Raw genomic sequence first — 13,532 nt, 5'->3', positions numbered from 1 at the left:
AACATGCAAGGCATCGCCAAGTGACTTTCGAACTCGACACGTCGAATCCCTCTTTCGCCAAAGCCGCCGGCCTGCGTGAGATCTTCGCCCGGGACGCCGCCGAGCGCGACCGCGCCGGCGGCAGGCCGCTCGAGCAGCTGGCGCTTCTCAAGGCGAGCGGCTTGCTCAATCTTCTGATTCCGCAAGAATTCGGCGGCTCGGGCGAGACATGGTCGACGGCGCTCAAGATCGTCCGCGAATTCGCCAAGGTGGACGGCGCGCTCGGCCATCTCTACGGGTATCACTTCGGCTCGCAGCATGCGGCCCATCTGCGCGGCACGACGGAGCAGGCCGCGGATATCTTCCGCCGCTCGGCCGCCGGCAACTGGTTTTGGGGCAACACCGCCAACAGCTTCTCGAAAAGCCTGTTCGGCCGCAGGGACAGCGAGGGCGTCGTCCTCGACGGCTATCGTCCCTTCACATCGGGGTCCCACATCGCCGACTATCTCCAGGTTGCCTGGGAGGACCACGAAACCAACGCGCGCGGCTTCGCCGCCATTCCAGCCACGCGCGACGGCATCCGGATCGAGAACGACTGGGACGGGTTCGGGCAGCGGCAGACCGGAAGCGGCCGGGTGACCTACACGGGCGTGCGGGTCCATCGCAACGAGGTGCTGGACCACAAGCCGGACGGCGGTCGCCCTTATCAGACCATCACCCCGTTTCTGCAGCAATCCACACTGCTCAACGTCTTCATCGGCAGCGCGCAGGGCGCCCTGATCACCGCGCGTGACTACACGCGCGACAAGTCCCGGCCCTGGCTCCATTCGGGGGTCGAGAGGCACACCGATGATCCCTGGATCAGGCGGGTCTATGGCGAGCTCTACACGCGGGTAAAGGCGGCAACCCTCCTCGCGGACGAGGCCGCAGCGACGCTCGAACGTGTCTGGTCTCGCGGCCGCGACCTCACCGCGCAGGAGCGCGGCGAGGCCTCCGTCGTGATCGCAGGCGCCAACGTTCACGCCGGCGAAGTCGCGCTCGACGTCACCAGCCGCATCTTCGAGGTCATGGGCGCGCGCTCGGCGACGATCGCCAACGGCTACGATCGCTTCTGGCGCAATGTGCGCATCCACACGCTGCACAATCCGGCGGAATACAAGACGCGCAACGTCGGGAACTGGTTTCTCACCGGCGCCCATCCAGACCCCTCCGCCTTCCAGTAACCGCCCACCTGACGAGACTTCGCCGTGTCCAAGATCATCCAAGTCAATGGCTTTGCCATCTTCAGCCCGGTCCATCTCTCTCCCGGACTGTGGCGCCATCCCAACGACCGCTCGCTCGATTTCTCAACGCTCGACTATTGGACCGACGTCGCCAAGACCCTCGAGGCCGGCAAGTTCGACTCCATCTTCATCGCGGACGGGATCGGCATCCACGACGTCTATGCCGGAACAGCCGATGCGGCCCTCAGCACCGGCGCGCAGATCCCGAAGCTCGATCCCATGCTGCTGGTTTCGGCCATGGCGCATGTCACGAAGCATCTGGGCCTGGGCATCACCGCGCCCGTGTCGTACGAGCCGCCTTTCACGCTGGCGCGCCGGTTCTCGACGCTCGACCACCTGACCCAGGGACGCGTCGCCTGGAATATCGTTACCGGCTATTCCAACGCGGCCTCGCGCGCCGTCGGCCGCGACAGCATCATGGCGCATGACCCGCGCTACGACCTCGCCGATGAATTCCTCGATGCCGTCTATGCGCTTTGGGAAGGAAGCTGGGACGACGAAGCCGTCGTCGTCGATCCGGTCCGGAGCATCATTGCCGATCCGTCCCGGATCCGGAAAGTCCACCATCACGGCGCTCACTTCAAGATCGACGCGATCCACCTGGTGCATCCCTCGCCGCAGCGGACGCCCTTCTTGTTTCAGGCCGGCGCCTCCAATCGCGGCAAGGATTTTGCTGCGCGGCACGCGGAAGCGGTCTTTCTCGGCGACCATTCGAAGGCGCCGACAGCGACGAACGTGGCCGAAACCAGAGCCCGTGCCCGCGCCTTCGGCCGTGATGCCCGGGACATCCGCTTCTATGCCCTCGTGACCGTCATCGTGGGCGAGACCCGCGCCGAAGCCGAGGCAAAGTACCGCGACTACCAGCGCTACATCGATCCGAAGGGCTCGCTCGCCCTGTTGTCGGGCTGGACCGGACTAGATCTCTCCCGTTACAGCCTCGACGATCCCTTCCCGACGGTGAAGAAGGACAACGCGGTCACGTCGATGATCGACTCGTTCTCGCGCGCGGAGCGGCCGTGGACGATCCGCGAGATCATCGAGCACAACGGCATCGGCGGACGCGGCCCGGTGATTGTGGGATCGCCCACCGAGGTCGCCGATCAGCTTCAGTCCTGGGTCGACGAGACCGACATCGACGGCTTCAACCTCAGCTACGCGGTGACGCCCGGCGGCTATCAGGACTTTGCCGAACTCGTCGTACCCGAATTGCAGCGACGCGGCGTCTACAAGACCGAGTATGCGTCGGGCACCCTACGCGAGAAGATCTTTGGCGCCGGCCGGGCCCGCCTGCCCTCGTCGCATCCCGCCGCCCGGTTTCGTCATCACGCTGCAGCCGAGCCGCAGCGTGAGCCCACATCGGCCTAGATCTCATGCACTCCTGCTCACCCGACCGCGAGCTTCGGCACGGCATGGCGCAGCCCGGCCTGCTCCATCAGCGGGAGCACGCGCCGGCCGAAGAAGTCGAGATCCGGCTTGAAGTCGAAGAAGCTGAGCTGAAGCCCGTCGATTCCGGCCTTCTTGAGCTGCACGAACTGCTCCACGACCTGTTCGGGCGTGCCGATCACCTCGATGTTGCCGCCGATCGCGCGTCGCTTGGGCGCATCCCGGCCCACGCGCCCCTTCCAGGCATGCGCATCGCTGGCGAAGTTCTGCATGCTGGCCGCCGGATCGAGACCGGCGACGATGGCGTCGTGATACTGCCAGGTCTCCCGTTCGGTCTCGCGGCAAATGACCATGGGGTTCAGCAAGGTGCGAACCTCGCGGCCGACATCGATGGCCGACTGCTTGACGCGCTGCGCATGGGCCGGCAGCACTTCGATGGCGCTCTCGAAGGACGAGCCCTCGGGGCTGGTGATGAACACGATGTCGGAATAGCGGCCGGCGAAAGAGATTCCAGCATCCGACCCGGTCGCGTTGACCAGGATCGGTCGGCCAAATCGCGGCTTGGGCGTCACGAACGCATTGCTGAGGCGCCAGGACGACTGTCCGGAGAACGAGAAGTTCTCCTCGTCGTTCCACAGCCGCTGCAATACCTCCAGGAATTCGGCGGCCAGTTCATAACGCCTGTCGTGCTCGATCTGATTCCAGCCGAACGCTTCGTGCTCGACGGCGCGATGGCCGGTCACGACGTTGATGCCCCAGCGCCCTCCCGAGATGTGGTCCAGCGTCGCGCCGTATTTGGCGAGATGCAGGGGATGGATGGGACCGTAAAGCACATGGATGGTCGAGATCAGCATGATCCGCGACGTCACCGCGGCGAGCGACGCCGTCGTGATGAAGGAATCGAGCGCCTGGCCGCTGAACACGCCGCCATAGCCGCCTTTCGGCAGCCATTGCGACAAGGCAAAGACGAGATCGAAGCCGAAGGCTTCGGCCGCGAGCGTCAGATCGCGATTGTAGTCGAAAGTCCAGGTGGTCGAACGTGGCAGCGTCGATGCGCTCCAGCCACCGGCCTGGATCGGAAGAAACAAGCCGAGCAGCAACGGCTGCTTCAGCGATCTCGCCAGCGGGCTGTCGGGATATTGCGCCGGGCTCGGGAAGACAGGCCAGCCGACGATTTCGCCGGGCTTGTGTACTATCGTCATGATCACATCCGCCTTGATGATGCGCGCCGTTCGCTGCCGGTTCGCAGTGTCGACACGATCGCACGCGCGTGCATCGACGTTGATATCGGCCTTCGGCCTTGTCAACCGCACCACAACGACAGCGTGGCGATGTCGCCGCTCGCGCGCCGGACCGCGATCAAAAGCATTTTGTTGGCCCATCTCGAAAGTTAGAAGAAACATGTCGAGCATCCAGCGCATCGCAAACAGTTTGCGTCGAACGATATGGCAGGCCGTTCCGACCGTGATCGGAATCGTCATCATCAATTTTTTTCTTCTGCAGCTCGCTCCCGGCGATGCCGCCGATGTCCTGGCCGGAGAGTCGGGATCGGCGACGATGGAAACGGTCGCGGCTTTGCGCGCACGCTTCGGCCTGGATCAGCCCGTGCTCGTGCAGCTCATCGCCTATCTGGATAATCTCGTTCACTTCAGCCTTGGCTACTCGCCACGATATAATCTGCCTGTTGCCGACATCATCGGACAGCGCCTGCCTGGCACGGTCGCCCTCATGGCGACCGCCCTGATCATCGCGCTCGCCGGCGGTATCGCGCTCGGCATTGTCATGGCCACGTACGCGGGACGATGGCCGGACCGAGTGATCTCGATCGTCGTGACGCTGCTCTACTCGGTCCCCGGCTTCTGGATCGGCCTCATGCTGATCCTGCTATTCTCCGTCAAGCTGGGATGGCTGCCCAGCGGCGGCTCGACGACGATCGGTTCGACCAATGGCGGGGTCGCCGCCCTGCTCGATCGGGCGCGCTACATGGTTCTTCCCGCGCTGTCGCTCGCGCTTTTCTACATCGCGATCTATTCCAGGCTTGCGCGCACCGCGATGCTCGAGGCCCAGGCCCAGGACTACGTCCGCACGGCCGCGGCCAAGGGTCTGTCGCCACTCACCATCACGGTGCGCCACGTCCTGCGCAACGCGTTGCTGCCGGTCACCACCGTTGCCGGCATGCATTTCGGCGGCCTGCTCGGCGGCGCCGTGGTGGTCGAAACCGTCTACAGCTGGCCGGGGCTCGGCCGTCTCGCCTTCGAGGCGGTGATGAGCCGCGACTTCAGCGTGCTTCTCGGCATCCTCCTCCTGTCCTCCCTGCTCGTGATCATCGCCAACATGACGGTCGATCTCGTTCAGGCCTGGCTCGACCCTCGCATCGAGACCCGATGATCATGGCCGGCACCGCTCTCCAATCGACCGCATCGACCAAGCGAAGCACTCCCAACGTTCCGACTCCCGTGCCGGATGATGCCGACTGGCCCAATATCCACGCGCCGGACACGCATGTCGTCGCCACCGAGGTGGAGCGTGTGCGGCCTCACTTGTTGCGCCGTCTCCGGCGAAATCCGTCGTTCGTCGCCGGCGCCCTGCTGTTGCTGTCCATCGTCGCCGCCGCGGCGCTGGCGCCCGTGCTCTATCCGTCCGATCCGCTCGGCATGGTGGCGCGGCCATTGCTGTGGCCGGGGCAGGATCTCGCCTATCCGCTTGGAACGGACTCGCTCGGCCGCGATGTGGCCGCAGGCCTGATGCACGGCGCGCGCGTCTCGCTTCTGATCGGGTTCGTCGCAACCACGATCGGGCTCACGGTCGGCATCCTCGTCGGCGCAACCGCCGGATATCGCGGTGGCCGTGTCGACGACATTCTCGTCCGCGTGATCGAGCTGTTCCAGACGGTGCCGAGCTTCATCCTGCTCGTCGTCCTCGTCGCGATCGCCCAGCCATCCATCGTCACCGTGACCTGGGCCATCGGACTGGTCACGTGGCCGACGATTGCCCGCCTCGTGCGAGCGGAATTCAGGGTGCTTCGCGAGAAGGAATTCGTGATGGCGGCAAGAAGCCTTGGTTTCGGTCACGCCCGGATCGTTGTCCGCGAGATATTGCCCAATGCGCTGCCGGCGATCATCGTCACGGCATCGGTCATGGTCGCTTCGGCGATCCTGATGGAAGCCGCGTTGTCGTTCCTCGGTCTCGGCGATCCCAATGTCGTGAGCTGGGGTAGCATGATCGGCTCCGGTCGCGAGCTGATCAGGACGGCCTGGTACCTCACGGCCCTGCCAGGTGTCGTCATCGTCTTCACCGTGCTGTCGTTGAACCTGATCGGCGACGGTTTGACGGACGTTCTCAATCCTCGCCTCAGCCGGGAGCGCTGACGTGACCGCCCTGCTCGACATCCAGGATCTCACCATCAGCTTTCCGGGCGCCACGCCGGTCCGGAATCTGAGCTTTGCCGTTGCACCGGGAGAGACGCTCGCCGTCGTCGGCGAGTCCGGCTCCGGCAAGTCCCTGACCGCGCTGGCCCTGATGCAGCTGTTGCCGAAGACGGCGCGCATCGCGTCCGGACGTGTCCGGCTCGGTGAGGAAGATCTCCTCGCATTGTCCGATATCGAGATGCGGCGCCGGCGGGGCCGCGACATCGCGATGATCTTCCAGGAACCCATGACGTCGCTCAATCCGGTGCTGACGATCGGGCGGCAAATCACGGAGGTGCTCAGCCTGCATCGCGGACTGACCAGGGCACAGGCACGCCGCGAAGCGGCGGCGCTGCTCGACCTCGTTCGAATACCCAATCCGGAGCGCTGTCTCGACGACTATCCGCACCGCCTGTCCGGGGGAATGCGCCAGCGCGTCATGATCGCGATCGCAGTGGCGTGCCAGCCGAAGATCCTGATTGCCGATGAACCGACGACGGCGCTCGACGTGACCATCCAGGCGCAGGTGCTCGAATTGCTCGACCGGCTGCGCCGTGAATTGTCGCTCTCGCTCCTGCTCATCACCCACGATCTCGGCCTGGTCGGCCAATGGGCCGACCGTGTCGTCGTCATGTATGCGGGGCGCAAGGTCGAGGAAGCCTCGCCCGGCGAGCTGTTCGCGCGCCCTCTTCATCCGTATACGCGCGGCCTTTTGGCTGCCTCGCCGCGCCTGCATGACCGGCTGCACTACCGGAACGCCAGATTGGCCGAAATTCCCGGCAGCATCGCCTCTGCCGCAAACCAGCAAGGCTGCCCGTTCTCGCCGCGATGCTCGGAGCGGCTTGCACCCTGCCGAACCCAATTCCCGTCCGAACGGCAAACAGGGCCGGCGCGCCGCGTAGCCTGCCATGCCGACCTCGTCCACGACTCTCACGGAACGCCCCATGACGCTGCTGTCAGTCTCTGAACTCAGGACAACCTATCGCTCGGGCTCGACGCCGGTCCACGCTGTCGACGGCGTTTCGTTCGATATCGCTCCGGGCGAGACCGTTGGCCTCGTCGGAGAGTCCGGCTGCGGCAAGTCTACCCTGGGCAAGACCATCCTCAGGCTGGTCGAGCCGTCCGGAGGCAGCATCACGTTCGACGGAACCGATCTCACCGCATTGCCGGACCAGCGCCTGCGCTCCTATCGCCGCAGGCTGCAGATGGTGTTCCAGGATCCGTTCGCATCGCTCAACCCGCGGCACACGATCGGGGACATCCTTGGCGCGCCGCTCGACGTTCACCGCGTGGGCTCGCGCAGCGAACGCCGGCAGCGGGTCGGCGAGATCCTCTCGCAGGTCGGCCTGCCCGAGGATTCGGCCTCGCGCTATCCTCACGAATTCTCGGGTGGCCAGCGGCAGCGGATAGGCATCGCGCGTGCCCTCATCCTGGGGCCGGACCTGATCATCTGCGACGAACCGGTCTCCGCGCTCGATCTTTCGGTTCAGGCCCAGGTCCTGAATCTGCTCGCCGACATCAAGCGCAGCCTGAAGCTGTCGTTGCTGTTCATCTCGCACGATCTTTCGGTGGTGCGATATCTGTCGGACCGGGTTCTGGTGATGTATCTCGGCCGCATCGTCGAGAGCGGCAGTCATGAGCAGATCTGGAAAAATCCGCTCCATCCCTATACGCGCGCACTGATCGACGCCGTGCCGGACCCGTCGCGCCGCCGATATGCCGCTCCCCTGCCCGGAGACCTGCCGGACCCCCGCAGCGCGGGCACAGGCTGCCGTTTCCAACCGCGCTGCCCGATGGCGACCGATTTGTGCGCGCAGCAGGATCCCGAACTGCGCAAGGGCCCGTCAGGCCAGAGCGTGGCTTGCCACCACGCCACCCCTTAAGGGAGCTAGGCTGCGGTCAGGACCGCAGCCAGATATCGGCGAAATTGCCCTGCGGCCCGGCGCTATCGACGGTGTGTCCGACCACCCGCTTGTTGTAGACGGTCACGGGCTTGCTCAGCATCAGCGGAAGAACCGGGAGTTCGTCGGCGACGATCTCCTGGAAGCGGTCGATCGACGCCTTGCGCTTCACGGCGTCCGCCTCCACGGCAATTTCCGCAAAGAGCCTGTCGATCTCCGGATTGGCGTAATGGCTTGCATTGGTGAAGGCGACCCCCTTCCGGTAATTGTCGCTGGTGAAGAACCGCTGCAGGCCGACGGTCGGATCGAACATGTTCGTGAACGGATGGAACGTGAAATCGTAGTCGCGATCGGTATACACGCGCTTGAGATAGCTCGGGAAATCCTGCCCGCGCACGGTAACGTCGATGCCGACGGCGGCAAGCGCGCTCTTGAGCGCCTCGCCGCTGCGCTTGAAGTTCTCGCCGAAGGGCTGGAAGTCGTGCGTCAGGGCAAATCGCCACCGTCCCTTCAGCGGGTATCCGGCGTCGTCGAGGAGGCGAGCGGCGGCCTTCGGATCGTAGGCATAGGTCGGCACCTTGGAATTGTAGAACCGCTTCAGGGTCGGGCTCACGATGCTGGCCGTTCGCTCCCCGAGGCCGTACCAGGCCACATTCAGGATGACGGATGGATCGACCGCGTGCGCGATCGCCTTGCGGACCCGGACGTTGCTGAGGATGGGATGATCCAGGTTGAACTCGAGGCCGTACAATGTCGGCGAATATTCGTAGCCGCGCGTCTCGAGCCCGAGATGTGGAATCTTCTGGAAGCGCTCGAGATCCAGCGGAGACACCGGCGTCGATCCACCCAGATCGAGTTCGGCGGTCTCGAACGCGACGGCGCGCGCCGCTCCGTCCGGTATCACGCGAACCAGCAATGCCTCGAGATAGGGCTTGGGGCTGTCCCAATAGTTCGGATTGCGCACATAGCTGACGTAGTTGCCGAGAACCCATTCCTTGAACACGAACGGACCCGTGCCGATGGGCGCGCGGTTGTTCGGGTTCTGGAGCGGATCGCCCTTGCCCTCATAGACATGCCGCGGCACGATCGGGGACTCGCCGGCTGCGAGTGCGTAGAGCAGATATGGCGCCGGTTTGGACAGCTTCAGGACGACGGTGTTGTCGTCGACGGCCGTCGCTTCGAGCAGGTTCGCGAAGGTGGTCCGGCCGCGCGGATGCGCCGACCTCAACAGGCCCACCGAATAGACGACGTCAGCCGCAGTAAACGGCCGTCCGTCGTGCCACTTCACGTTCCGGCGGAGTTCGAACCGATACTCGAGGCCGTCGTCGCTGACGGTCCAGGCGGTCGCAAGCTGAGGCTTGGGATTGAGGTCGAAATCGTAGGTCAGGAGACCTTCGACGACCTTGGTGCTCGCCTGGATCGCAGGCCCCTCGGTCGTGTTGAAGCACACAAGGGTGGTCGGCTCAGGATGAATGACGAAGGACAGGCGTCCTCCGGAACGGGGAGCGCCCTCCTGCGCGCGGATCGGAGACAAAGCCGCGAGCGCAGCCGTCCCCGCAACAAAGCCTCGCCGCGAGATCCGTGTCATGATGCGCTCCCGGATCCGAAGAGGTCGACAATCCATCCGTGGCACTCGTGCGGATGGTCGTGGACGGCTTCAGGGCCGCGGTACAAGGCGAAGCGCCCGAGGCGCGCTGCTGCCCGCGCCGAGCCGGCCAACCGCCGGTGCGCCGGTTTCACTCTGTCGTAAGACACTGCCTTCCCTCTTCAATATCAATCCCGGGCACGCCCATCGCGCCCTCATCATTCACGATCTGGAAAAAGACTGTCGCGTGAGACCCACGATCCAGACCGCCATCCGATCGTGAGCTCACGCGACAGCCGTTCCGAGCGACAGACCACCCCCACCCCGGCCTGCCGGCTCAGAACTCTCCCCCCGCTCCGGGAGCCGCAATTCCGGCTTTGTCCTTCGGCAGCTCCGCGACCAACGCTTCCGTCGTCACGATGAGCGACGCGATGGAGGCCGCGTCCTGCAGAGCGGTCCGCACGACTTTCGCGGGATCGACGATGCCCGCATCGATGAGGTCCACGTACTTCTCGTTCTGTGCATCGAATCCGAATGTCGGCGACCTGTTCTCGAGGATCTTGCCGACGACAATGGATCCCTCGACGCCGGCATTCTCGGCGATCTGCCGGATCGGGCTTTCCAGGGCCTTGAGCACGATGTTGATGCCGGCCTGTACGTCCGGGTTGGCATGCGTCAACCGGCCGATCGCGGCCTTCGCGCGCAACAGCGCCACGCCACCTCCCGGCACGATGCCTTCCGCGATCGCGGCCCGGGTCGCATTCAGGGCATCATCGACGCGATCCTTGCGTTCCTTGACTTCGACTTCGGTCGCTCCGCCGACCCGGATCACAGCGACGCCGCCAGACAGTTTTGCCAGGCGTTCCTGCAGCTTCTCGCGATCATAATCCGACGTGGTCTCTTCGACCTGCGCCCTGATCTGCGCGATCCGGGCGTCGATGTCCTTGCGCTTTCCGGCACCGCCGACGACCGTGGTATTCTCTTTGTCGATCCGGATCCGTTTGGCCCGCCCGAGCTGGGACAGAGCCACCTTCTCCAGCTTGATACCGAGCTCCTCCGAGATCGTCTGTCCGCCGGTCAATATCGCAATGTCTTCGAGCTGGGCTTTCCGCCGGTCGCCGAACCCCGGCGCCTTGACGGCAGCGACCTTGAGCCCGCCCCGCAGCCTGTTGACGACCAGCGTCGCGAGCGCCTCGCCCTCGACATCCTCTGCGACGATCAGCAACGGCTTGCCCGACTGGGCCACGGCCTCCAGAACGGGCAACAGCGGGTGAAGCGAATTGAGCTTGGCTTCGTGGATCAGGATATAGGCGTCCTCGAACTCGACGAGCAGCTTCTCCGAGTTCGTGACGAAATAAGGCGACAGGTAGCCGCGATCGAACTGAAGGCCCTCGACGACATCGAGCTCGGTATCGAGGCTCTTTGCCTCCTCCACCGTGATGACACCGTCGTTTCCGACCTTCTTCACGGCATTCGCGATGATCTTGCCGACCTCGGCGTCGCCATTGGCCGAGATGGTGCCGACCTGGGCGACCTCGTCCGAGGATTGAACCTTTCGCGCCCGCTTCTCGATGTCCTTGATCGCTTCGGCCACCGCGATGTCGATACCTCGCTTCAGATCGAGCGGGTTGAGGCTGGCCGCGACCGCCTTGGCGCCCTCGCGAACGATCGCCTGTGCCAGGACGGTCGCAGTCGTGGTGCCGTCACCCGCGAGGTCGTTGGTCTTGGATGCCACCTCGCGAAGAAGCTGAGCACCGATGTTCTCGTACCTGTCCTCGAGCTCGATCTCCTTGGCGACCGTGACACCGTCCTTGGTGATGCGGGGTGCCCCGAACGACTTCTCGATGACGACGTTGCGCCCCTTCGGCCCGAGCGTGACCTTGACGGCATTGGCGAGGACGTCCACGCCGCGCAGCAGGCGATCGCGAGCATCACCCGAGAATTTCACATCTTTTGCAGCCATAATCGTTTCCTTTCGGACATGCGTGCCCTGTCCCGCGCGATGCGCGGGTTGTCACGGCACCTGTGATTGTTAGGTCGGGTCGGGTGTCAGGCGATCACGCCCAGAATGTCGGATTCCTTGGCGATCAGCAGATCCTCGCCATCGATCTTCACTTCGGTGCCCGACCATTTTCCGAACAGGACCCGGTCACCCTTCTTGACGTCGAGCGGATGACGCTTGCCGGTCTCGTCCCGCGCCCCGCTTCCAACCGCGACGACCTCGCCCTCCTGCGGCTTCTCCTTGGCCGTGTCGGGAATGATGATCCCTCCCTTCGTCTTGTTGCTCTCCTCGATACGGCGGATCACCACGCGATCATGCAATGGTCGAAAACTCATCGGGATTCACCTTGAATAGTCTTGCGTTACTGTTGCGCGCCATCGACATTCGCTGCTGCCTGATCGCGGACGATCACAAAACGTTATGGTCGGGGTCACATCCTGTCCATGGCAAATTGAAACGAGAAAAGAGACGGATTGCGCGGATCGAATGCCGGCCGCGAGAATTTTTCGACCGATGGATTTCGTGACGCTCAGTGATGGATGTACGGAAACGCGTAGCGGTCGCCGAGATAGCGAAGGATCCGCTCCGTCGTGTCGATGAAACGCCAGCCGTTGGCGACGTCCGCATCCTCGGGCACGGGCCGGCTCTGGTCGAAGACCAGGACCGGCAGCGATTGATGCTGCTCGCCCAGGATGTCGACGATCGCCGATCGCGGCCGCGGGAACGGCAGGCGGTGCACCTCGATCTGCGTCGCCAAGCCGGGGAAGGACGCCAGCAGTCCCTCGATCGCGTTGCAGTGGGGACAGACGAAAAACCGTCCGGGTTGCGCCGGATCTTCAAATCCCGGCTTCAACAGGAAAAGGCGATCTCCGCTCATGGCCGCTCTCCGAAATTCAGCACTCGTCGTGCGATGGTTCAGGCCGCCCTCGCCTGCAGCCACCGGACGCGCGGAATGACGTGCTCCGCAAAACGCCGCATGTTCGCGTCGACCGGCTGGAACTGAAGCATGAACAGCTCAACGCCGATGGCGTTGAACGCCAGGATGCGTTCGGCGACCGTGTCGTAGCTCCCGACCAGCCGCGCCGAGGTGCCACCGTTCGTGCCGACCCTCGCCTCCTTCGCCGCCGTCCTGAACATCTGCGCCTCCGGATCCGCATTGCCGACCAGGCGAGCACGGGTCGGCTTGTCCTGCTCGGAAATCGCGAACAGCTCCGCGAGCTCGTCCTGCGCCTCCGCGTCACTCCCGCGCGCGACCACGAAGGCGGACATCCCGAAGCGGATCGGCGGGCCGCGGCGCGGCCTGCGCGCGACATCCTGGATCAGCGCGCGAATGTCGTCGAACGGCTGCCCGTTCATGAAATAGACGTCGGCGGATTCCGCCGCCAGCGCCCGCGCCGCTTCGGATTCGCCTCCGAGATAGACCGTCGGTCGAGGACGAAACCTGTCGCCCGGACGGAGCTGGTAGGCTTCGATGTGGAAATGCCGACCCTGGAAGTCGACGCGCTTGCCCGCCGTCAGCTCCCTTACGATCTCGATCCATTCGCGCCCATAGGCATAGCGGTCATCGTGATCGGGAAATCCGATGCCCGAACGCTCCAGTTCGGGCTTGTACCAGGCATTCACCAGATTGATCCCGAACCGGCCCTGGCTGATGTCCTCGATCTGAAGCGCCATCTTCGCCAGCACCACCGGATGAACCAGCAGCGGCTTGATCGCGGAAATCAACTCGATCTTGCCGGTCACCGCGGCCAATGCGGCAGCGCCGGTCCAGTTCTCCAGCAGATCCTGATCATCGCCGCTGGGATGAATGATGTGTTGCGCCAGCAGAGTCGATTCGTAGCCGAGCGCCTCGGCCTCGCGGATTTGGCGGCTGACGCGCTTCCAGGATGCATCCGGCGGGTCGAGAGGATGGTGCCGCGACGCCCAACTGCCGTGGGTCAGGGCCCATACGCCAAATCGCAAAGGGGACGCCATCGCTTCAGCTCCTCGTCA

The 13,532-nt window shown here is 64.4% G+C and carries 12 protein-coding genes; 6 read left to right on the top strand and 6 right to left on the bottom strand.

Annotation, left to right across the window (positions count from 1 at the left end; genetic code table 11):
• Nucleotides 1-20 precede the first annotated feature (20 nt).
• Nucleotides 21-1,202: an acyl-CoA dehydrogenase family protein gene (locus tag QM712_RS13370; protein ID WP_415023575.1), complete on the top strand. Its 1,182-nt coding sequence runs from the start codon at nucleotides 21-23 to the stop codon at nucleotides 1,200-1,202.
• Between the two features lie 24 nt (nucleotides 1,203-1,226).
• Nucleotides 1,227-2,627, top strand: coding sequence for an LLM class flavin-dependent oxidoreductase (locus QM712_RS13365; protein ID WP_415023574.1), 1,401 nt, complete (start codon nucleotides 1,227-1,229; stop codon nucleotides 2,625-2,627).
• Between the two features lie 17 nt (nucleotides 2,628-2,644).
• Here QM712_RS13365 and QM712_RS13360 read toward each other — a convergent pair whose 3' ends face one another.
• Nucleotides 2,645-3,847, bottom strand: coding sequence for an LLM class flavin-dependent oxidoreductase (locus tag QM712_RS13360; RefSeq protein WP_415023573.1), 1,203 nt, complete (start codon nucleotides 3,845-3,847; stop codon nucleotides 2,645-2,647).
• A gap of 199 nt (nucleotides 3,848-4,046) precedes the next feature.
• Here QM712_RS13360 and QM712_RS13355 point away from each other — a divergent pair, with 199 nt between their 5' ends.
• Genes QM712_RS13355 through QM712_RS13340 form a run of 4 tightly spaced genes read left to right on the top strand, consistent with a single transcriptional unit; the run spans nucleotide 4,047 to nucleotide 7,935 of the window.
• Entirely contained in the window at nucleotides 4,047-5,033 is a 987-nt protein-coding gene (locus QM712_RS13355) for an ABC transporter permease (RefSeq protein WP_415023609.1), read from the top strand.
• Nucleotides 5,034-5,035: 2 nt separating this feature from the next.
• Nucleotides 5,036-6,013: an ABC transporter permease gene (locus QM712_RS13350; RefSeq protein ID WP_415023572.1), complete on the top strand. Its 978-nt coding sequence runs from the start codon at nucleotides 5,036-5,038 to the stop codon at nucleotides 6,011-6,013.
• Nucleotide 6,014: 1 nt separating this feature from the next.
• Nucleotides 6,015-7,019: an ABC transporter ATP-binding protein gene (locus QM712_RS13345; RefSeq protein WP_415023571.1), complete on the top strand. Its 1,005-nt coding sequence runs from the start codon at nucleotides 6,015-6,017 to the stop codon at nucleotides 7,017-7,019.
• Entirely contained in the window at nucleotides 6,997-7,935 is a 939-nt protein-coding gene (locus QM712_RS13340) for an ABC transporter ATP-binding protein (RefSeq protein ID WP_415023570.1), read from the top strand. Before QM712_RS13345 ends, QM712_RS13340 begins: the two co-directional genes overlap by 23 nt.
• A 16-nt stretch (nucleotides 7,936-7,951) precedes the next feature.
• Here QM712_RS13340 and QM712_RS13335 read toward each other — a convergent pair whose 3' ends face one another.
• From QM712_RS13335 to QM712_RS13315, 5 genes are all read right to left on the bottom strand, one after another.
• On the bottom strand, nucleotides 7,952-9,541 hold the full coding sequence (locus QM712_RS13335; protein ID WP_415023569.1) for an ABC transporter substrate-binding protein: 1,590 nt from the start codon (nucleotides 9,539-9,541) through the stop codon (nucleotides 7,952-7,954).
• A gap of 334 nt (nucleotides 9,542-9,875) precedes the next feature.
• Nucleotides 9,876-11,501: a chaperonin GroEL gene (groL, locus tag QM712_RS13330; RefSeq protein ID WP_415023568.1), complete on the bottom strand. Its 1,626-nt coding sequence runs from the start codon at nucleotides 11,499-11,501 to the stop codon at nucleotides 9,876-9,878.
• A gap of 86 nt (nucleotides 11,502-11,587) precedes the next feature.
• Nucleotides 11,588-11,875 (bottom strand): co-chaperone GroES, encoded by a 288-nt coding sequence (gene groES, locus QM712_RS13325; protein ID WP_415023567.1) that lies wholly within the window; start codon nucleotides 11,873-11,875, stop codon nucleotides 11,588-11,590.
• A gap of 194 nt (nucleotides 11,876-12,069) precedes the next feature.
• On the bottom strand, nucleotides 12,070-12,417 hold the full coding sequence (locus tag QM712_RS13320; RefSeq protein ID WP_415023566.1) for a DUF3088 domain-containing protein: 348 nt from the start codon (nucleotides 12,415-12,417) through the stop codon (nucleotides 12,070-12,072).
• A gap of 38 nt (nucleotides 12,418-12,455) precedes the next feature.
• Entirely contained in the window at nucleotides 12,456-13,514 is a 1,059-nt protein-coding gene (locus QM712_RS13315; protein WP_415023565.1) for an LLM class flavin-dependent oxidoreductase, read from the bottom strand.
• Nucleotides 13,515-13,532: the final 18 nt, after the last annotated feature.

The sequence above is a fragment of the Bradyrhizobium sp. genome (assembly GCF_047605465.1).
Classification (GTDB): Bacteria; Pseudomonadota; Alphaproteobacteria; order Rhizobiales; family Xanthobacteraceae; genus Bradyrhizobium.
This window is presented reverse-complemented; position numbering and strand designations above follow the sequence as displayed.

Bases quoted from the DNA above. Each gene is read 5' to 3' on its own strand.
- QM712_RS13360 (WP_415023573.1), bottom strand. From the start codon at position 3,847: ATGACGATAGTACACAAGCCCGGCGAAATCGTCGGCTGGCCTGTCTTC.
- groL (WP_415023568.1), bottom strand. From the start codon at position 11,501: ATGGCTGCAAAAGATGTGAAATTCTCGGGTGATGCTCGCGATCGCCTG.
- QM712_RS13320 (WP_415023566.1), bottom strand. From the start codon at position 12,417: ATGAGCGGAGATCGCCTTTTCCTGTTGAAGCCGGGATTTGAAGATCCG.
- QM712_RS13355 (WP_415023609.1), top strand. From the start codon at position 4,047: ATGTCGAGCATCCAGCGCATCGCAAACAGTTTGCGTCGAACGATATGG.
- QM712_RS13335 (WP_415023569.1), bottom strand. From the start codon at position 9,541: ATGACACGGATCTCGCGGCGAGGCTTTGTTGCGGGGACGGCTGCGCTC.
- QM712_RS13350 (WP_415023572.1), top strand. From the start codon at position 5,036: ATGGCCGGCACCGCTCTCCAATCGACCGCATCGACCAAGCGAAGCACT.
- QM712_RS13340 (WP_415023570.1), top strand. From the start codon at position 6,997: ATGACGCTGCTGTCAGTCTCTGAACTCAGGACAACCTATCGCTCGGGC.
- groES (WP_415023567.1), bottom strand. From the start codon at position 11,875: ATGAGTTTTCGACCATTGCATGATCGCGTGGTGATCCGCCGTATCGAG.
- QM712_RS13315 (WP_415023565.1), bottom strand. From the start codon at position 13,514: ATGGCGTCCCCTTTGCGATTTGGCGTATGGGCCCTGACCCACGGCAGT.